General features: G+C 59.3%; 17 protein-coding genes and 1 pseudogene. 10 read left to right on the top strand and 8 right to left on the bottom strand.

The window, feature by feature from the left end; translation table 11 throughout:
• Positions 1-630, top strand: coding sequence for a CoA pyrophosphatase (locus AC0L7L_RS11800; protein WP_272214215.1), 630 nt, complete (start codon positions 1-3; stop codon positions 628-630).
• On the top strand, positions 627-1892 hold the full coding sequence (locus AC0L7L_RS11795) for a CCA tRNA nucleotidyltransferase (RefSeq protein ID WP_272212116.1): 1266 nt from the start codon (positions 627-629) through the stop codon (positions 1890-1892). Before AC0L7L_RS11800 ends, AC0L7L_RS11795 begins: the two co-directional genes overlap by 4 nt.
• 9 nt (positions 1893-1901) lie before the next feature.
• Here the strand turns inward: AC0L7L_RS11795 and AC0L7L_RS11790 are convergent, their stop codons facing one another.
• From AC0L7L_RS11790 to hemF, 3 genes are all read right to left on the bottom strand, one after another.
• A complete protein-coding gene (locus AC0L7L_RS11790) occupies positions 1902-2084 on the bottom strand; it encodes a DUF1059 domain-containing protein (protein ID WP_272212115.1) in 183 nt (60 codons plus the stop codon).
• Positions 2085-2270: 186 nt separating this feature from the next.
• The gene (locus AC0L7L_RS11785; RefSeq protein ID WP_473509154.1) at positions 2271-2441 is read right to left on the bottom strand and encodes a hypothetical protein; all 171 of its coding nucleotides are present in this window, start codon (positions 2439-2441) and stop codon (positions 2271-2273) included.
• A gap of 121 nt (positions 2442-2562) precedes the next feature.
• Positions 2563-3474, bottom strand: a complete 912-nt coding sequence (gene hemF, locus AC0L7L_RS11780; protein ID WP_473509152.1) for an oxygen-dependent coproporphyrinogen oxidase — start codon at positions 3472-3474, stop codon at positions 2563-2565.
• A gap of 209 nt (positions 3475-3683) precedes the next feature.
• Between hemF and AC0L7L_RS11775 the strand changes: the two genes are divergently transcribed.
• Entirely contained in the window at positions 3684-3935 is a 252-nt protein-coding gene (locus tag AC0L7L_RS11775) for a hypothetical protein (protein WP_272212114.1), read from the top strand.
• 4 nt (positions 3936-3939) lie between these two features.
• On the opposite strand, the gene AC0L7L_RS11770 is transcribed toward AC0L7L_RS11775, so the two are convergent.
• Together AC0L7L_RS11770 and AC0L7L_RS11765 are read right to left on the bottom strand one after the other, a co-directional pair.
• Positions 3940-4434 (bottom strand): tRNA (cytidine(34)-2'-O)-methyltransferase, encoded by a 495-nt coding sequence (locus AC0L7L_RS11770; RefSeq protein ID WP_473509150.1) that lies wholly within the window; start codon positions 4432-4434, stop codon positions 3940-3942.
• A 21-nt stretch (positions 4435-4455) separates the two neighbouring features.
• Positions 4456-5838 carry an SLC13 family permease gene (locus AC0L7L_RS11765; RefSeq protein ID WP_272212112.1) on the bottom strand — a complete coding sequence of 461 codons (1383 nt, stop codon included), beginning with the start codon at positions 5836-5838 and terminating at the stop codon, positions 4456-4458.
• 255 nt (positions 5839-6093) lie between these two features.
• Between AC0L7L_RS11765 and AC0L7L_RS11760 the strand changes: the two genes are divergently transcribed.
• A complete protein-coding gene (locus tag AC0L7L_RS11760; protein ID WP_272212111.1) occupies positions 6094-6738 on the top strand; it encodes a helix-turn-helix domain-containing protein in 645 nt (214 codons plus the stop codon).
• Here the strand turns inward: AC0L7L_RS11760 and AC0L7L_RS11755 are convergent.
• Complete coding sequence (locus AC0L7L_RS11755; protein ID WP_473509147.1) at positions 6705-8702, bottom strand: FUSC family protein; 1998 nt, start codon at positions 8700-8702, stop codon at positions 6705-6707. The two genes, AC0L7L_RS11760 and AC0L7L_RS11755, sit on opposite strands and share 34 nt — an antisense overlap.
• A gap of 430 nt (positions 8703-9132) precedes the next feature.
• Between AC0L7L_RS11755 and AC0L7L_RS11750 the strand changes: the two genes are divergently transcribed.
• From AC0L7L_RS11750 to AC0L7L_RS11725, 6 genes and pseudogenes are all read left to right on the top strand, one after another.
• Positions 9133-10989 (top strand): ABC transporter ATP-binding protein, encoded by a 1857-nt coding sequence (locus AC0L7L_RS11750; protein WP_473509145.1) that lies wholly within the window; start codon positions 9133-9135, stop codon positions 10987-10989.
• 97 nt (positions 10990-11086) lie between these two features.
• Positions 11087-12959, top strand: a pseudogene (locus tag AC0L7L_RS11745) (ABC transporter ATP-binding protein).
• Positions 12960-13227: 268 nt separating this feature from the next.
• A complete protein-coding gene (gene petA / locus AC0L7L_RS11740; RefSeq protein WP_272212107.1) occupies positions 13228-13806 on the top strand; it encodes a ubiquinol-cytochrome c reductase iron-sulfur subunit in 579 nt (192 codons plus the stop codon).
• A 17-nt stretch (positions 13807-13823) separates the two neighbouring features.
• Positions 13824-15101: a cytochrome b gene (locus AC0L7L_RS11735; protein ID WP_473509143.1), complete on the top strand. Its 1278-nt coding sequence runs from the start codon at positions 13824-13826 to the stop codon at positions 15099-15101.
• Between the two features lie 23 nt (positions 15102-15124).
• Positions 15125-15982, top strand: a complete 858-nt coding sequence (locus AC0L7L_RS11730) for a cytochrome c1 (RefSeq protein ID WP_272212106.1) — start codon at positions 15125-15127, stop codon at positions 15980-15982.
• A 107-nt stretch (positions 15983-16089) separates the two neighbouring features.
• Positions 16090-16629, top strand: coding sequence for an adenine phosphoribosyltransferase (locus AC0L7L_RS11725; protein ID WP_272212105.1), 540 nt, complete (start codon positions 16090-16092; stop codon positions 16627-16629).
• 19 nt (positions 16630-16648) lie between these two features.
• Here AC0L7L_RS11725 and AC0L7L_RS11720 read toward each other — a convergent pair whose 3' ends face one another.
• Together AC0L7L_RS11720 and ychF are read right to left on the bottom strand one after the other, a co-directional pair.
• Positions 16649-17140: a glutathione peroxidase gene (locus AC0L7L_RS11720; RefSeq protein ID WP_473509141.1), complete on the bottom strand. Its 492-nt coding sequence runs from the start codon at positions 17138-17140 to the stop codon at positions 16649-16651.
• A 128-nt stretch (positions 17141-17268) separates the two neighbouring features.
• A complete protein-coding gene (ychF, locus tag AC0L7L_RS11715; RefSeq protein ID WP_473509138.1) occupies positions 17269-18372 on the bottom strand; it encodes a redox-regulated ATPase YchF in 1104 nt (367 codons plus the stop codon).
• Positions 18373-18431 lie beyond the last annotated feature (59 nt).

Raw genomic sequence — 18431 nt, 5'->3', positions numbered from 1 at the left:
ATGAACCCGCCTTTTGCCGCGGCGAACTTTCGCCAGCGCGCACTCAGCCAGCGCGGGCTCCCGGCAGAACAGGCATGGCGCGATCACGGCGATCACAAGCTCAATCCGGACCTTTCCGCTTATATCGAGAACCTTGAAATGCGCGCGGCAGCCGTGCTGATCCCTGTCGTCGATTACGGAGATGAGGCGCGGGTGATTTTTACACGGCGTACCACCAAGCTTCGCAAGCATTCCGGCCAGATTGCCTTTCCGGGTGGATCAATCGACCCTGAGGACCTGTCGCCGGAGGATGCGGCTTTGCGTGAGTGCGAGGAAGAAATCGGCCTCGAACGCCGTTTTGTGCAGCCCGTTGCACGGCTTCCGGTCTATCTCGCAGGCACCGGTTACAGGATTACGCCGATCCTCTCGGTAGTGCGGACGGGATTTTCGCTGAAGGCGAGCCCGGACGAGGTCGACCACATTTTCGAAGTGCCGCTCGGTTTCATCATGGACCCGGCCAACCATCAGCATGGAAGCGGCATGCTGGGCGGCAAAACCAGGCGCTATTACGAAATCAATTATGGCGAATACCGGATCTGGGGCATTACGGCCAGCATCGTCAGGACAATATATGAAAGGCTTTATGCGTGAAAACAGTCAGTGACGATCCATGGTTCAACGAAACCCGGCTGCAACAGGTGCTTGATGTGCTCAACGGCGAAGGCGCTGAAACGCGGGTTGTCGGCGGGGCCGTGCGCAATGCGCTGATGGGCATGCCTGTCGGCGATATCGATATGGCGACCACGCTGGTGCCGGACGCGGTCATCGCGCGAGCAAAGGCGGCGGGTATGAAGCCCGTGCCGACCGGTATCGAGCACGGCACGGTGACAATTGTCTGCGAGGGTAAGCCCTTCGAGGTCACGACACTGCGGGCCGATATTGAAACTTTCGGGCGCCACGCGACGGTGCGGTTTGGCACCGACTGGGCTGAGGATGCCGCGCGCCGCGATCTGACGATCAACGCGCTCTACGCCGGTCGCGATGGCAATGTGATCGATCTCGTCGAGGGGCTGGCCGATATCGAGACCAAGACTGTCCGTTTCATCGGTGAGGCAGAAACGCGGATCACCGAGGACTATCTCCGGATCCTCAGGTTCTTCCGGTTCTTCGCCTGGTATGGCGGCGGCAGACCCGATGCGGATGGCCTGAGAGCAAGCGTGCGCCAGCGCGACGGATTGAAGACGCTTTCGGCTGAACGGGTCTGGGCCGAGTTGAAGAAGCTTCTGGGCGCCACTGACCCATCGCGTGCGCTGTTGTGGATGCGCCAGACCGGTGTTTTGACCATCGTGGTGCCGGAAACAGAGAAATGGGGGATTGATGCCATCCCGGGCCTGATTGACGCCGAGCGCCATTTTGGCTGGGCGCCGGATCCCTGCCTCAGGCTTGCAGCCATGGTGCCACCCTATGATGTGCGGCTGAAAGAAATGGCGGAACGGCTCAAGTTTTCGAATGCCGAGCGCGACCGGATGCTGGCCTTCGCCGTCGCACCTTCCGTAGAATCTGCAAGTTCAAAGGCGCGTCTGCACAAGCTGCTCTATGAACACGGACAGTCGGGGATCATGATGCAGCTCCGTCTGGCACTTGCAACGGCGCGGACAAAAGCGGCTGGCGGTGACCACGACGCGCTTGCCGATGCTGCGGGATTGTCACGGCTCGTCCAAGAGGCAAAGGTTTGGGAGAAGCCGCAAATGCCGATTTCGGGCGGGGAGGTCGTCAAGGCCGGAGTTCCGGCTGGTCCCGAGGTTGGCAAAATACTTGCAAGCCTGGAAAAGCAGTGGGTGGAAAGCGATTTTGAACTGGACCGGGCAGCGCTGGCCGCCCGGTTGGATATGCTGAAGTCAGATAGGACGTAGGGTAGGGCCTCAGGCCTTTTCTTCGTCCTTGATCCGCTCCTTGATATTTTCGACCATGTTTTCGCGAATAATGTGTTCGCCATGGCTTGTGCGCAGATGCTGAACTGAGCGGCGGACAACTTCGGCTTCGTCTTCTGCGCTTGTGTGCCAGGTGCAACCCGGCACCAGCGTTCCGCAATCAAAACGTTTCATGTCTTCCTCCTTCGTTTTCCGTCTTCAGTTAAAACGCCGGTGGAGGTCAATTGTTCGCCCGAAACCGGCGCCTTGAGACATTTTTTCGTGGTTGCTGCCGCCTCGGCGGTAAATATGCGCCGAGGTGGAGCGTTCAACACCCTTTCAACGGAAAAGAGCATTTGTCCATTGTATCACCGCTGGGACTCAGTGCTGGGCCCAGGTCTCGAACACTGCTGAGGATTCGCATGGCCGACCATGCCGGTATGCCATCTCGGCGGCGTATTTGCTGTCATCGGTACCCGCCACCTTCTGAGGTTTGGGTTTGTAGTCGTCCAATGATGCCTTGTGTTCGGTATGCTTGACTTTGTCTGCCATTGTCCTGCTCCTCTCGGACAAGTTCGGGGTTCAAGTCTTCTTCCGACTTGGTCAGTAGAACCCTTTTGTGCAAGGTGAACAAGGCAAATTATGGGTAAAAAAATAACTATAACGATTTAGATTAAGGCCATCTCGTGACAGGCGGCAGGGAAGAGAGAATTGCCTCGATATTGCCACCGGTTTTCAGCCCGAAAACGGTGCCGCGGTCATAGAGCAGGTTGAACTCGACGTAGCGCCCCCGGCGGATCAACTGCTCGTCGCGATCGGCAGATGTCCATTCGTGGTTGAAGTTGGAGCGCACCAGCCGCGGATAGACGAGATTGAAGGCGCGGCCGACATCCTGCACGAAGGCAAAATCGGCATCCATGCCGCCTTTTTCATCCGCCGAGTGCTGCCAGTCGAAGAAAATGCCGCCGACGCCGCGGTGCTCCTTGCGATGCGGCAAATAGAAATAGTCGTCGCACCACTTTTTCATCTTGTTGTAATCAACGACGCCCTGATGCCGGTTGCAGGCAATTTCCATGGCGCGGTGAAACAGGATGGTATCCGTGTCTTCCTGGCGACGGCGGCGGTTGAGCACCGGGGTAAGATCGGCGCCGCCGCCGAACCACCAGCTTCCGGTCACGATCATCCGCGTGTTCATGTGGACGGCAGGTACATTCGGATTGACGGGATGGGCGATCAGCGAGATGCCGCTTGCCCAGTAGCGCCCGTTTTCATCGGCGCCCGGCATGGACTTGGCCATCTCCTCGGAGAATTCGCCCTCGACGGTCGAGGTGTGAACCCCGACTTTCTCAAACACGCGACCGTGCATCACCGACATCCGGCCGCCGCCCTCTCCGTTTTCACGGGTCCAGTCCTTGGCCTCGAACTGTCCGGGCTCAAGATCGCTGAGCGGGCCGGTAAGCTCTTTTTCAAGGGTCTCGAAGCCGGAACAGATCGTATCGCGCAGGCTTTCGAACCAGGCTCGGGCCGCACTCTTTCTGGTCTCGATATCGTCCGGTAGACCTGTGGACAGGTTCGGCCGTTCCATGTCATGCACTCCGCTTCGACGCACGAGAACATTTCCGGTGAAAGTTGTGTCACCTGCAATGCTCTGTCTTTTCGTTTTTACGCATTCCGAACGGAAAACCGGTTTCCACTTTTCCTGGAATTGCTTTTCCCCGGTTGTCCGGGCTTTTGATTTGACTCGCAAATCTAACGATAAAACCTTATCTTTTTTGCAGGTTGAAGGATAGCGGGATGGCCAATCTTCCCAAGCCGCCCTCCATGGACGGGCTGAAAAAGCGGATCAGGCAACACCGTCAGCTTGAAGGCGGCGGCGGTTTCGTGCGCGAACGCTATTGCCTGTCACGCGAGGACGCCCGCGCCAAGGCGCGCGAATGGTTCGACAGCTATCCCAAGGCCGCTTACTGGACCGAGGTCGAAAGCTGGCGTGTGCTGAGCGGCGACCGGATCGAGTTTACCATGCGCAGGCTGTCGTCGGCGGATTGAGTTCTCACGAGAGTCCTTCAAATCCGCCTGTCTGCCTGAGCGCCTCTCCGGCCATCATCCCGACGGAAACGGCGAGGTTGATCGAGCGCTCGTCCGGCACCATCGGAATGCGCACCCGGTGGTCGGCGCTTTCATGGACGATATCCGGCACCCCCGCGCTCTCGCGACCGAAAAGCAGAATGTCGTCTGTTTCAAACGGAAATTCAGTATAGGCAAGGCTTGCCTTGGTGGAGGCCAGCACTAGGCGCCTGCCGCTCTCAAGCCGCCAGTCCTCAAACGCTTGCCAGTCGACATGCCGGGTCATCACCGCCTTGGCGATGTAATCCATGCCTGCGCGTTTGAGGTTCTTGTCGGAGAGTGCGAAACCCGCCGGCTCGATAATGTCGACGGCAAGGCCGAGGCAGGCCGCGAGCCTCAAGATCGTGCCGGTATTGCCGGCGATATCAGGCTGATAAAGTGCGATACGCAGGGTCATTGCGGCAATCCATGTGCTGTTCATGCAGTTCTCAACCGGGCCTGATTACATGAAGCCGAGCAACTTCCACCAGAGAAAATCGAGCGGCACCAGAATGAATGTGGTGATCAGCGCCAGCGGCAACAGAATCTTCATCATGTTTTTGATCGGTTGCTCCGTCACCTGCATGCCGACCATCAGCGGCGCGGACTGGTATGGGAACAGAATGGTCGAAAAGCCGATGACCTGCGTCATCAATACGGTCATCAGGGAAAGCCCCGTCAAAGACGACAGCTCCGCGGCCATCGGTGTCAGCACGGCGGGCACCCCGGGCAGAATCGAAATGATGCCAACCACGAACGCCATCAGCGATAGTGACAGGAAATTCAGGAAATCCTGGCCGGGGGCGAGCGGCAGAACCTGCTCCATACCATGGGCGATGACAACGCCAAGCCCGGTGATGTTGACGACGGCGCCAACGGCAAGGAAGCCCGCCATGAACAGGAAGACGCTGAAATTCATGTTCTTGTCGAAATCCTCCGGACCCACGGGACCGATGCCCGGCATCAGAAGCGCAATCGAGGCGCAGATCCCGATCCAGGCCGGATTGATGCCGTGAAATGTGTCCGTCATCCAGAAGGCGAGCGTGACGACCAGCACCGCGATCACATACCATTGCCGCCAGTCGAGCGGCGCTGGTTGCGTCTTGGTCTGGTCCTGCGAGGCAACAGGGACTGGCGTGTCAGGGAAGAAATGCAGGATCAGGGCGATGATGATCAGGCTTTTCACAAGGCCCAGAATGGGAAAGTGCAGAGCCATGTATTGGGCATAGGTGAGATCGACGCCGTAAATCGTCTGCGCCGCACCCGCGAGCACGAGGTTTGGCACGTTGGACGGCAGCAGTGTGAAACCGGGAATGTGGCAGGCAAAGGTGGTGGCAAGCGCGACCGCCGCCCGTCCCGCCGTTCCTTTGGAAAAGCCGAGTTTGTCGGCGAGAGCGGATGCGATTGGCCAGAGCAGGAAGAACCGGCCAAGCGAGGAAGGCATGACGAAACTGAGGACAATGGCAATCGCGAAGATGCCGAAGATCAGCAGCGTGAAATTATGTGAAATCCGCGCTGTCAGGCCAGCACCGATGCGTTCGCTGAGCCCTGCCTTGCGGACACCGGCAGCGATCAGAAAGCCGGAGAAGATCAGCCACATGGCCGAAGAATGGAAACCGGAAAAGACGACGTCCGGCGGTGCCAGTTTGAACAGCAGCGCTACGGCGACGAAAATCAGGCTTGCCAGATAGGCGGGAACAAGCGCGGTCGCCCACAGGCTGAGCGTCACCAGAACAATGCCGAGGGTACGCGCCTGTTCCGTGGTCATCAGCGATTGGGGGTAGAAGGCAAGCCCAAGCGCGAGAGCGGCAAGGGCGGCAACGATGATCTTCTTGTAGGTCAGCATGCGAACCGTTCGAATGTCTTGGAAAATTTCACAACCCATACTATGCGTACAGCCGAAACTACGGAACAGCTACATGATGCCAAATGATATTGAATTTGCGTCATTCTTGATGCCGGAGGTCGGTCCCGGCTGGATCATCGATGCCTCGCGTCCGGTCACGGCGCGGGTGCAGCGCTGGCGGGCGGGGAAATCGGCCGTGCATCGCACGCGCATCCCCGCGGCCAGCTTCTGTGGGCAGAGGAGGGCATCCTCAGGGTGCGCTCCTGCGGCGCGCACTGGCTGGCGCCGACCAGCCATGCGGTCTGGATTCCCGGCGATACCGTACATGAGGTGATGATGGAGACAGATGTGTCGGCGTGTTTCATCTATATCGACCCCTCGGTGACTGGGGTCCGTGGCAAGCGCTGCGAGGTTCTGCACATGACGCCGCTGATGCGTCATCTTCTTCTGCGGTTTCGCATACCCGAACCATTGACCGAAGAAGCAGAGGGACGCCTGTCACGCCTGGCTGCCGTTATTATCGACGAGCTTTCAACCTTGCCGAACGCTCCGCTGAACCTGCCGGCGGGCAGTGATCCGCGCCTCAAGCGCGTTACCAACAGGCTTCTCGAAAACCCCGATGATCATGCCAGTCTGGAAGAACTGGCGCGTTTCGCCGGCGCCGGCGCCCGCACGCTCGAGCGCTTGTTCCAGAGGGAGACCGGGCTGCGCTTTTCCGAGTGGCGCAACCGTCTGCGGCTGATGGAGGCCGTGGAACACCTGAGCCATGGCCGGAGCAGTGTCGAAATTGCCGGGCTTCTGGGATATCGCAGCGCCAGCGCCTTTGTGGCCGCCTTTCGGCGACATTTCGGGCTACCGCCGCAATCCTATCTGAGAACCGGTTCGGGCGATGTCGGCTGAGCCTGCTTGGTGCCTGGCCTGCGCTTGAGATAGCTCCGGATCCAGGCGATTTCTGCCTCGACCTCACCGAAATGATCATCCTTTTCTCGCCCGTTGGCTTCATCTGCGGGCTTGCCGACACCTGCAATGGCGGCAAGTGCTGCTTGGGCACGTTGCGCGCGCTCGGCATCAGGCGGTGGATCGCCGAGTCGGCGTCCCTCCGCATAAACGGTGATGGCGTCGGAAAGCCTTTCGGCGCCGGCGACCGCCGGAAACCAGGAGGCGGCTTCGCGACCAGCAGGTGGAGGTTCGGCAACCAGGCGGCCGAGCACGGTGCGAAGGTCGGAGAGAGCCCGCGAGGCTGTAAATTCACTGCTGAGGAGGGTTTGACGCAGCTGCGCAAGCCCGGTTTCATCTTCAGGCTTGGGTACGGTTGCCGCGGCGAGAAATGCGCCTACCTTGAGCATCGTGTCGGCAAATGCCTTGCCAAGTTCCTTTTCCTGCGACCGAGGCCAGATCAGGTAGCCGAATATGAGCGCGATCACGGAGCCGGCGATTGTGTCGGCAAGCCTCTGAATATCATAGCTTGCGGCCGGTCCCGGTGCCACCAGATCGATCATCAGCAGGATGACGGGCGTCAGAAAGGTGACCATCACGGCATAGCTGCGCAGAACGGCATACGGAATGAAGGCGCAGAGCACCATGATGACCGGTATGAACGCGAGGCCCTTCGGAACGACGGCGGCAAGTGAAAGGGCGATGGCGACGCCGACGAGCGTGCCGAGGCTGCGGTGGATCGCCCGGAGAAAGACCGAGCCGAAATCGGGCTTGAGTACGATAGCGACGGTCATTGGCAGCCAGTAGGAGTGATCGCCGGGGATCTGGCGGCTGACGGCAACCGCCAACCCCATGCAGAGCGACAGCCTGACGGCAGAAATGACGACCTCGCGACCGAGGACGAGGCGGCGTGCGATCCTTTTGACGAGACCGGCGGAAAAGACGGCGTCGTGTGCGGTGTCGGGCAGAGCGTCGCCAGCCGTGTCGGCTGCGGATGATGAAGGCCACATCGCCGCGGCGAGGCGCGCAACAAGCCGGTCCGGTTCATGCGCGCCGCTATCGTCTGACGCGGCGTCGGATGGCCGCCGGGCGCGGGTCATATAGGCGGCGGCAATGGCGTCGAGCTGTCGCGCGGTCGCTTCCATTTCGCTGCCGCGCGCGGCGATGATTGCCATTGAGAGCTGGTTGACGAGTGAAAGCACGGCCGCGGTTCTCAGCGTGTATCTTGTGCGCGCCCGTCCGTGGCTTCGTTTTTCGATCAGCGTCGCATAGGCGGTCTTGGTGGCATCCGCCAGCGCGCGCCGCGCTGCGATCATCTGGCTGCGGTTTTCCGGCGTCGGGGCCTTTCCTGCTGCCTCGGAGGCGCGGGCGAGACGCGCCAGCATGCCGACAATGTCGGAGAGCATGCGCCGTTCGGGCCGGTCGCGCTCAAACAACGCGCCGATGCCGAGCATCGCCGCCACAAAACCCGCACCGGCGAGAAAATTTATAAAAACCAGCCATGCCGGAATGGCCGCCGGAGCATGGGCATTGACCACGGCAAGCACCAGCATGTTGAGCGCCCCGGTGGAAAATGCAGCGCCATAGCCGCTGATGAGGCCGGAAATGAGGCCGACCGCCATCAAAAGCGCAATGGTCGCTAGGCCGTGCTCACCGATTTCCGGGCCGATCAGGCACCCCGTTGCACCGATCAGCGCGGAGATGCCAAGCTGGCGGAAACGCTCGCGATAAGGATCGAGGCGCACGGTCACGGCTGCCAGAAAGCCACCCAGCGCGACATAGAGCATCGGCACCGGATGGCCGCTCAGTTCGCCGATCAGCAACGGCAGTCCGGTGCCGAGCGACAGCCGGATCGAATGACGCCACGGTCGGTAAGGGGTTGGCTTCAGCAAAGCGAGATTGTGGAGCCAGCGTGCTTTCCCGAACACTTCTGTCCTTTCAAAGGATGATTCTCAGCCCATCTAACACGGCTACCTGCAAGCGACACAACACCGGACTGTGTCCAAAAATCATTTCAGGTGCCGCAAAGGGCGTTGCCGAGAGGCAACATAATTGCACTAAACCTCGGGCTCCGGGCAAGGGCTATGGCCAATCCAGACGGATGGGGCTATAACGGCCCGGCTTTTCTCAAACCGGCGAAAGGAGCACGGCAGGATGAACATCACTGGCTTTGAATTGCTCCGCGTTCCACCGCGTCGCCGTCTCGTGTGACCTTTCACACGCCCTTCTTGTTTCCTATTTAATCATCTGAATTAGCGCGGCCGTTTGAACGGCCGCCGTTCCTGTCCCGGATCCGTTTGTGCGGATGCCTTGTGCTCTTTGCGTTTGAGGGCAGCCGGGGGTCATTGGAGTCCGATTATGTTTCGTTGGTTTGAAAACCGCCTCAATCCTTATCCCGAGGCAGAGCCCACCGCACCCCCCACGGGGCTGATCCCGTTTTTGTGGCATTATTCGAAGCCTGCCGCCCCCTATCTGGCGGTGATGGCTTTCGTGGCCGCGCTGGTGGCTTTCGGGGAAGTCTATCTGTTCCGCTTTCTCGGTGACATCGTTGACTGGCTGTCGACGGCCGATCGGTCAACCTTCCTGGCCGACGAAGGCTGGCGCCTTGCCTTTATGGGCGCGCTGGTGCTGGTGCTGCTGCCGGCGTTGACGATCTTTTCCTCGCTGCTGATCCATCAGGTGCTTTTGGGCAACCTGCCGATGATCAGCCGATGGCAGATGCACCGCTATGTGCTGCGTCATTCGATGAACTTCTTCGCCAACGAGTTTGCGGGGCGGGTGTCGCAAAAGGTCATGCAGACCTCGCTGGCTATCCGTGAAACCGTGATGAAGGCGCTCGACATGTTCGTCTACGTCATCACCTATTTCGTCTCGATGATTTTCATTGTCGCGGCGGCGGACAAGCGTCTCGTCATTCCGCTTCTGGTGTGGATCGTGGTCTATGCGTTGTTGTTGTGGTATTTCATTCCGCGTCTGCGCAAGATCTCGGCAGATCAGGCCGATGCCCGGTCGCTGATGACGGGGCGGGTGGTCGACAGCTATACCAATATCGCCACCGTCAAGCTGTTCTCGCATGCCGGACGCGAGGAGCTGTTCGCGCGCGAAGGCATGGATGGGTTCCTCGAGACGGTCTACCGTCAGATGCGGCGGGTAACCCAGCTTCAGGCTCTGGTCTACCTCAACAATGCGGTCGCGCTGTTCGCAGTGAGCGCGCTGGCGATCCGCTTCTGGCTTGAGGAGAGCATCACCATCGGCGCCATTGCTCTGACGCTCGGCCTTGTGATGCGCATTGGCGGCATGTCGCAATGGATCATGTGGGAAGTTACCGCGCTGTTTGAAAACATCGGTACGGTTTATGACGGCATGTCGATGATGGCGAAGAAGCACGAACTGGTCGATGTCGAGGATGCACCCGTACTTGTCGTGAAAAAGGGCGAGATCGTCTATGACGATATCTCCTTCCACTACGGCAAGCAGGGCGGTGTGATCACCGGTCTCTCGCTCATCATCAAACCGGGCGAGAAGGTCGGCCTTGTCGGGCGCTCCGGCGCGGGCAAGACCACGATGATGAACCTGCTGCTGCGGTTTTTCGATCTGGAGGCCGGGCGCATCACTATTGACGGTCAGAGTGTCTCGGATGTGACGCAGGACAGCCTGCGTTCGATGATCGGTGTGGTGTCGCAGGATACCTCGCTGCTGCATCGTTCGATCCGCGACAACATAGCCTATAGCCGTCCGGGCGTAACCGATGAGGAGGTGATTGCCGCGGCCAAACGCGCCAATGCCTGGGAGTTCATTGAAGGGCTTTCTGACCTGCAGGGCCGCACCGGCCTTGATGCCCATGTCGGCGAGCGTGGTGTGAAGCTTTCCGGTGGCCAGCGCCAGCGCATCGCGATTGCCCGCGTGTTTCTGAAGGACGCGCCGATCCTGGTGCTGGACGAGGCAACCTCGGCGCTCGATTCCGAAGTCGAGGCGGCCATTCAGGAAAGCCTGTTCGGGCTGATGGAAGGCAAGACCGTGATCGCGATTGCCCACCGGCTGTCGACGCTGACAGAGATGGACCGGCTCGTGGTCCTCGACAAGGGTGAGATCATCGAGACCGGCACGCATCAGCAGCTTGCCGAGGCCGGCGGTATCTACGCCGATCTCTGGAAACGCCAGTCCGGCGGCTTTCTTGCCGAAGACGACATTGTCGCCGGAGAAGCAGCCGAATGAATATGAACGGGCCCGCTGATCGGTGGGCCCGTTCTCTTTTGATCAAACGATAATTGCGCGTTTGCGCGGAACGCGAATCCCTGTATCTCTTTTCATCATGATATTTCAGCGCATTGCAGAACTTTTCGAGCGGTGGATCGATCCGCTGGCCGCGCGCTCGCCGGAGCGGCCGCCCGAGAAGCTCGTGCCGTTTCTCTGGTATTTCCTGCGTCAGGCCAAATGGCCGTTCTTCGCCATGCTTGTGGTCGGCGGCGGTGTCGCGGTCATGGAAACGGCCTCATTCTGGTTCATGGGCGTGCTGATCGATATTCTCGATAGCATCCCGCGTGAGGCCGGCTGGTCGGGGCTGATGGCCGAGTATGGCTGGGTGCTGATCGGCATGGCCTTCGCCATGGTCGTTGTCCGGGTTAGCCTGACAACATTGCAGATGCTGATCGAGGAACAGACCATTGTTCCCGGATTCAACAATCTGGTGCGCTGGCAGTCCTATCGCTATGTTGCGCGCCAGTCGCTCGACTTCTTCCAGAATGATTTCGCAGGGCGGATCGTCACCAAGGTGTCTGCTGCGGGGCAGTCGATCGGCGATTTGATGTCGTCACTTCTGCAGGTCGTGTGGTTCATGGCAATCTATGCGATCTCGACCATGGCGCTGGTGGCAGCGCTTGACTGGCGGCTGGCAGCGCTCATTGCGCTCTGGATTGTGGTGTTTGCCGTTTTGGCGCGGTTCTTCGTGCCGCGCATCCGCGAAAACGCCCGTGAACTGGCCGAGGCCAATTCGATGATGTCCGGGCGGATGGTCGATTCCTTCTCCAATATCATGACGCTCAAGCTGTTCGGCAGCGACGATGGCAATGACGGCTACATGCGTCGCGGGTTCGAGCGGCTGATCGCCCGTGTCCAGGCGTTTACGCGGCTGATCACCGGGGTCAGGGCCTCGCTCAGCCTGCTGTCCGGCGTGATGATCACGGCGATTGCCGCCTTTTCTGTGCATCTGTGGTTCACCAGTGATATTTCCTCTGGCGATGTCGCCTTCACGCTCGGCCTTTCGCTGAGGCTTTCCATGCTGCTCGGGCGGTTGATGATGCAGCTTAACGGCATCATGCGCGCCATCGGCACCATTCAGAACTCGGCCGAGTTGATCTCGCAACCGATCGGACTTGTCGACAAGCCGGAGGCAGTGCCGCTTGTCCTGCGCAGTCCCGAGGTTCGCTTCGATAGTGTCAGCTTCGGCTATGACGGCGGCAAGGGCGTGATCCGCGATCTGTCGCTCGAGGTATCGGCGGGGGAGAAGGTCGGCATCGTTGGCCGCTCGGGCGCGGGTAAGTCCACGCTCGTCAATCTGCTGCTACGCTTCTATGACATCGACACGGGAAGAATTCTGATCGATGGCCACAACGTTGCCGACGTGACACAGGAAAGCCTGCGCGCGCAGATCGGCATGGTCACCCAGGACACAGGCCTGTTGCACCGCCCGATCCGCGACAACATCCGTTTTGGCAATGAAGACGCCGATGATGACATGCTGTGGGAGGCTGTCGAACGGGCGGAAGCTGACAGTTTCATTGCCGATCTTGCCGATATGCGCGGGCGAAAAGGACTTGATGCTTATGTCGGAGAACGCGGGGTGAAGCTGTCGGGTGGTCAGCGTCAGCGCATCGCGATCTCGCGCGTGATGCTGAAGGATGCGCCGATCCTGGTGTTGGACGAGGCCACGTCCGCGCTCGATTCCGAGGTTGAGGCCGCAATCCAGGCCAATCTGATGAAATTGATGGAAGGCAAGACCGTGCTTGCCATCGCCCACCGGCTTTCCACCATCGCGGCGCTGGACCGGCTGATCGTCATGGACAAGGGACGAGATCGTCGAGGAGGGTACCCATGACGCGCTGATCGGATTGGGCGGGCTTTATGCCTCGCTGTGGGCCCGCCAGTCCGGAGGTTTTCTGCCGGAACTGGGCGACGAGGACGCTTAAGCTGCGTCGTATGATGTCTCGTCCAGACTATCCGTAGTTGGAAAATGAGGCGTGTTTCGATTGCTTCGCAAACGTCAAGAAGGGTCTGAATTTCACAGACTTTTTTCTTTGCCTCTTGCCTGTTATTGAAATAGGTCAAACACTGGACATCGAAAGTAATCGCGCATAAAACTTGGCGATCATATGAACGTTGCCTAGGCGCTTTCGCAAACCATGCGAAGGAGGGACGTCACCGCAGGCAACGGCATCAGCTGATGGAGGGATAGCGGTGCAAGACGAGACTGTTTCGACGGATCATTCCGGCGAACCGACCCGGCGTGATTTTCTGTATCTGACGACTGGCGTGGCTGCGGCAGTGGGAGCGGCAGCTGTTGCCTGGCCGTTCATCGACCAGATGCAGCCCGATGCTTCGACGCTGGCCCTTTCGACCGTTGAAGTGGATGTTTCCAGCCTTGAGCCGGGAATGTCACTGACGGTGAAATGGCGCGGTAAGCCCGTCTTCGTTCGCAACCGCACAGAGCGCGAGATCGAAGAGGCAAGGGAGGTGCCGCTTTCCGAACTCAAGGATCCCGAGGCACGCAACGAGAACTTGCCTTCAGGCTCTCCGGCAACCGATGTTGACCGCTCTGCTGGCGAATCCAACGAAAACTGGATCGTCATGATCGGGTCCTGCACCCATCTCGGCTGTATCCCGCTCGGTCAGGCCGGCGATTTCGGCGGGTGGTTCTGTCCCTGTCATGGCTCGCACTACGATACGGCGGGCCGCATCCGCAAAGGCCCCGCGCCGCAAAACCTTGCCATACCGCTATACGAATTTACGTCCGACACTGTGATCAGGATCGGTTGAGGGGGAGAGACTGAATCATGAGTGGACACTCGAGTTATGTGCCGAAGAATGGTGTGTCGAAATGGGTGGATACGCGCCTGCCGCTGCCCCGCATGCTGTATGACAGCTTCGTCAGCTATCCCGTACCGCGCAATCTGAATTACGCCTACACCTTCGGCGCCATGCTTTCGGTGATGCTGATTGTGCAGATCGCGACCGGCATTGTCCTGGCCATGCACTACACCTCCTCCACGTCCGCCGCCTTCCTGTCGGTCGAGAAGATCATGCGGGACGTGAATTATGGCTGGATGCTGCGCTATATGCACGCAAACGGTGCCTCTTTCTTCTTCATTGCGGTCTATCTGCATATCGCCCGGGGGCTTTATTACGGGTCCTACAAGGCACCGCGCGAAATTCTCTGGATGCTCGGCGTCGTGATCTATCTCTTGATGATGGCGACCGGCTTCATGGGCTATGTGCTGCCCTGGGGCCAGATGTCGTTCTGGGGCGCGACCGTGATCACCGGTTTCTTCACCGCCTTTCCGTTGATCGGCGACTGGGTCCAGCAACTTCTGCTCGGCGGGTTTGCCGTTGGTGAGCCGACGCTGCAACGGTTTTTCGCGCTGCACTATCTGCTGCCCTTCATGATCGCCGGCGTTGTGGTTCTGCATGTCTGGGCGCTGCATGTGACCGGGCAGACCAATCCAACCGGTGTAGAGGTCAAGCAGAAGAGCGATACCGTGCCGTTTACGCCCTATGCGACCCTCAAGGACGCGCTCGGGGTGACGATCTTCCTGATCGCCTATGTCTGGTTCGTGTTCTACATGCCGAATTTCCTCGGCCATCCGGATAATTACATTCCGGCTGATTCGATGAAGACGCCCTCCCATATCGTTCCCGAATGGTATTACCTGCCGTTCTACGCGATGCTGAGAGCGATCACCTTCGACATCGGCCCGATCGATTCCAAACTCGGCGGCGTGCTGGTGATGTTCGGCTCGATCATCATCCTGTTCTTCCTGCCCTGGCTCGATACCTCCAAGGTTCGCTCCGCATCCTATCGTCCGTGGTTCAAGCTGTTCTTCTGGCTGTTCGTTGCCAATGCGGTTCTGCTTGGCTGGCTTGGCTCACAGCCTGCCGAGGGCGTCTTTGTGGTGATGTCGCAGCTTGGAACGCTGTTCTATTTCGGGTTCTTCCTTGTGATCATGCCGGTGCTGGGACTGGTCGAGAAGCCAACCCGGATACCGAACTCAATCACCGAGGCGGTGCTTGAAAAGGAGGCCGCGCGCAAAAAGCCGGCCGGGAGCAACGGTTGATGCGTGGCGAGAGGGAAAACATCATGAAAAAGCTTATCGCCCGTGTCCTGTTCACCGCACTGCTGACGCCCTTCTGTCTTCCTGCTGCTCAGGCGGCAGAAGAGGGCGAGGGCGGCGGAACGCCGCACTATCCGATCGAGCACCCGCATCCCGTCGACTGGAGCTTTGCCGGGCCGTTTGGTACCTATGACCGCGGCCAGCTCCAGCGCGGTCTGAAGGTCTACAAGGATGTCTGCTCGGCCTGTCACTCGCTCGATCTGGTGGCCTTCCGTACCCTTTCGGGGCTTGGTTATTCCGAAGAGCAGGTGAAGGCCTTTGCCGCCGAATACGAGATAGAGGCCGGTCCCGACAATGATGGCAACATGTATATGCGGCCCGGCATCCCGTCGGACTATTTTCCGGCGCCTTTCGAAAACACCGAACAGGCAGCCGCCTCAAATAATGGTGCCGCTCCGCCTGATCTTTCTCTGATGGCCAAGGCGCGCGGGATCACGCGCGGTTTCCCGACCTTCGTGTTCGATATTTTCACGCAGTATCAGGAAGGCGGCCCGGACTATATCCATGCGCTGCTGACTGGCTATGAAGAACCGCCCGCAGGTGTCGAAATCCCGGCTGGGACCTACTACAATCCTTATTTCGCCAACGCTGCCTCGCTTGCCATGGCGCCGCCGCTTTCAGATGGCGTTGTCGCATATGACGATGGTGCACCGGAAACGGTTGATCAGTATGCGCGGGATATCTCCGCTTTTCTGATGTGGACGGCCGAACCCAAGCTGGAAGAGCGCAAGCAGACAGGCCTCGTGGTCATGATCTTCCTGGTGATCATGACCGTTCTGGTCTTTCTCACGAAAAAATCGGTCTATGGACGCAAGCACGATTGATTTTTCGTGCATGGGCGTGAACAAGGAAAGGCGGCTCAGGCCGCCTTTTTGATGAGGCGGCCCGGTCGCGTGTGCCTGGACAAAAGCCGAGAAAAGGACGTCAGAAGATGAGTGCCAATCCCGAATTGCTCAATGCCATTCGCTCGATTCCGGATTATCCGAAACCCGGTATCATCTTTCGTGACATCACCACGCTTCTGGGCGATGCGCGCGCCTTTCGCCGTGCCGTCGACGAACTGGTGCAGCCCTATGTCGGGATGAAGATCGACAAGATCGCCGGTATCGAGGCGCGCGGCTTCATTCTGGGCGGTGCATTGGCACACCAGCTTTCCGCCGGTTTCGTGCCGATCCGCAAGAAGGGCAAGCTGCCCGACAAGACCGTTTCCATGACCTATTCGCTGGAGTACGGCGAAGACGAGATGGAGATGCATGTCGATGCCGTCAAACCGGGCGAGAAGGTCATTCTGGTCGATGATCTGATTGCCACCGGCGGTACGGCCGAAGGCGCTGTCAAACTTCTCCGTCAGATCGGCGCGGAGATCGTGTCTGCCTGCTTCATCATCGACCTGAAGGACCTGCCCGGCCGCAAGAAGCTCGAAGCCATGGATGTCGAGGTCCGTTCACTGGTTCAGTACGAAGGTCATTAGGCCCTCGCCGCCAGTCTCCTCAGTCCCTCGCGGCGGCCAGAGCGTCGTTGATATCGTCCTGGATATCTTCCGGCTTGACGGTCGGGGCATAACGTTTGATCGGTTCGCCATTGCGGCCGATCAGGAATTTCGTGAAATTCCATTTGATGATCCCGGAACCGAGAAAGCCCGGCCGTTCCTTCTTCAGGAACCGGAACAGCGGGTGGGCGTCGTTGCCGTTGACGTCGACCTTGGCGAACATTGGAAAGTTGACGCTGAATTGCGTTTTGCAGAATTCAGCGATTTCGGTCTCATCCCCCGGTTCCTGACCGCCGAACTGGTTGCAGGGAAAGCCGAGCACCGAAAACGCCTGTTCGCGGTATTTCGTGTAAAGGTTTTCGAGGCCTTCATATTGCGGTGTAAAACCGCAGCCGCTCGCCGTGTTGACGATCAGAAGCACATGTCCGCTGTATTCGGAAAGGTCGACGGTGCTGCCGTCGATGCTTTTGGCTGAAAAATCATAAATGCTCATCTGCTGCCCGCACGGTTTGTTTCGCTGTGGCACGAAGGTGGGGCAGAGCGGCGGGCGCTTCAAGTCAAAAAAGGCCGGCGCGCTGATGCGCGGCCGGCCTTTCCTGTCATCGGTCGTGTGTTCGGCGGTTAAGTATTGAACCGGAAGTGGATCACGTCGCCGTCCTGGACAACATATTCCTTGCCTTCGTCGCGGGCCTTGCCGGCTTCCTTGGCGCCGGTTTCCCCCTTGAAGGTGATGAAGTCGTTATAGGCGATGGTGAAGGCGCGGATGAAGCCGCGTTCGAAATCGGTGTGGATCACGCCTGCGGCTGCCGGTGCCTTGGTGCCCTGGTGCACGGTCCAGGCGCGAGTCTCCTTGGGGCCGACGGTGAAATAGGTAATCAGCTCCAGAAGCTCGTAACCGGCGCGGATCAACCGGTCGAGGCCAGCTTCCTCAAGACCCATTTCGGAGAGGAACATTTCGGCTTCCTCGGCGTCGAGCTGGGCGACTTCCGCCTCGATCGCCGCTGAAATGGTGACTGTTCCGGCCGATTGTTCCGTGGCCATGGCGGCCACTTTTTCGGTCTGGGCGTTACCCTTCGAGGCATCGCCCTCGGCGACGTTGCAGACGTAAAGCACCGGCTTTGAGGTCAGCAGGTTCAGCCCCTTGAGGATTTTGATATCCTCGGCGTCAAGCTCATTCAGAAGGCCGCGCACCGGTTTGCCATCCTGAAGCAGCTTCAGCGAGGCTTCCATGACCGGCAGCAGGGTCTGGGCTTCCTTGTCCTTGCCGGTCGCGCGCTTGCGCGTCTGGTCGACACGGCGCTCCAGACTGTCAAGGTCGGCCAGCATCAGTTCGGTCTCGATGGTATCGGCGTCGGCGACCGGGTCGATTTTGCCTTCGACATGGGTGATGTCATCGTCTTCGAAACAGCGCAGCACATGAACCACGGCATCGACCTCGCGGATATTGGCGAGGAACTGGTTGCCGAGGCCTTCGCCCTTGGAGGCGCCACGCACGAGGCCTGCAATGTCCACGAAGGAGATGCGGGTGGGAATGATCTCCTTCGAGCCGGCGACCTGGGCAAGTGCTGCCATGCGCGGATCGGGAACGGCGACTTCACCGGTATTGGGCTCGATCGTGCAGAACGGATAATTGGCGGCCTGAGCTGCGGCGGTCTTGGTCAGCGCGTTGAAGAGGGTTGATTTGCCGACATTGGGCAGGCCGACAATTCCGCATTTGAAGCCCATGGGGATATCCTGCTTTAAACTCGTTTCTCTGGCCCGAGGCTATGGGCGATGAAGGCGGC

This window comes from Martelella sp. K41-7, from assembly GCF_055808365.1.
This window is presented reverse-complemented; position numbering and strand designations above follow the sequence as displayed.

What these genes read in the sequence shown, in the direction of transcription:
- AC0L7L_RS11800 (WP_272214215.1), top strand. Translation starts at nt 1, where the DNA reads ATGAACCCGCCTTTTGCCGCGGCGAACTTTCGCCAGCGCGCACTCAGC.
- AC0L7L_RS11790 (WP_272212115.1), bottom strand. Translation starts at nt 2,084, where the DNA reads ATGAAACGTTTTGATTGCGGAACGCTGGTGCCGGGTTGCACCTGGCAC.
- AC0L7L_RS11785 (WP_473509154.1), bottom strand. Translation starts at nt 2,441, where the DNA reads ATGGCAGACAAAGTCAAGCATACCGAACACAAGGCATCATTGGACGAC.
- hemF (WP_473509152.1), bottom strand. Translation starts at nt 3,474, where the DNA reads ATGGAACGGCCGAACCTGTCCACAGGTCTACCGGACGATATCGAGACC.
- AC0L7L_RS11775 (WP_272212114.1), top strand. Translation starts at nt 3,684, where the DNA reads ATGGCCAATCTTCCCAAGCCGCCCTCCATGGACGGGCTGAAAAAGCGG.
- AC0L7L_RS11770 (WP_473509150.1), bottom strand. Translation starts at nt 4,434, where the DNA reads ATGAACAGCACATGGATTGCCGCAATGACCCTGCGTATCGCACTTTAT.
- AC0L7L_RS11765 (WP_272212112.1), bottom strand. Translation starts at nt 5,838, where the DNA reads ATGCTGACCTACAAGAAGATCATCGTTGCCGCCCTTGCCGCTCTCGCG.
- AC0L7L_RS11750 (WP_473509145.1), top strand. Translation starts at nt 9,133, where the DNA reads ATGTTTCGTTGGTTTGAAAACCGCCTCAATCCTTATCCCGAGGCAGAG.
- AC0L7L_RS11735 (WP_473509143.1), top strand. Translation starts at nt 13,824, where the DNA reads ATGAGTGGACACTCGAGTTATGTGCCGAAGAATGGTGTGTCGAAATGG.
- AC0L7L_RS11730 (WP_272212106.1), top strand. Translation starts at nt 15,125, where the DNA reads ATGAAAAAGCTTATCGCCCGTGTCCTGTTCACCGCACTGCTGACGCCC.
- AC0L7L_RS11725 (WP_272212105.1), top strand. Translation starts at nt 16,090, where the DNA reads ATGAGTGCCAATCCCGAATTGCTCAATGCCATTCGCTCGATTCCGGAT.
- AC0L7L_RS11720 (WP_473509141.1), bottom strand. Translation starts at nt 17,140, where the DNA reads ATGAGCATTTATGATTTTTCAGCCAAAAGCATCGACGGCAGCACCGTC.
- ychF (WP_473509138.1), bottom strand. Translation starts at nt 18,372, where the DNA reads ATGGGCTTCAAATGCGGAATTGTCGGCCTGCCCAATGTCGGCAAATCA.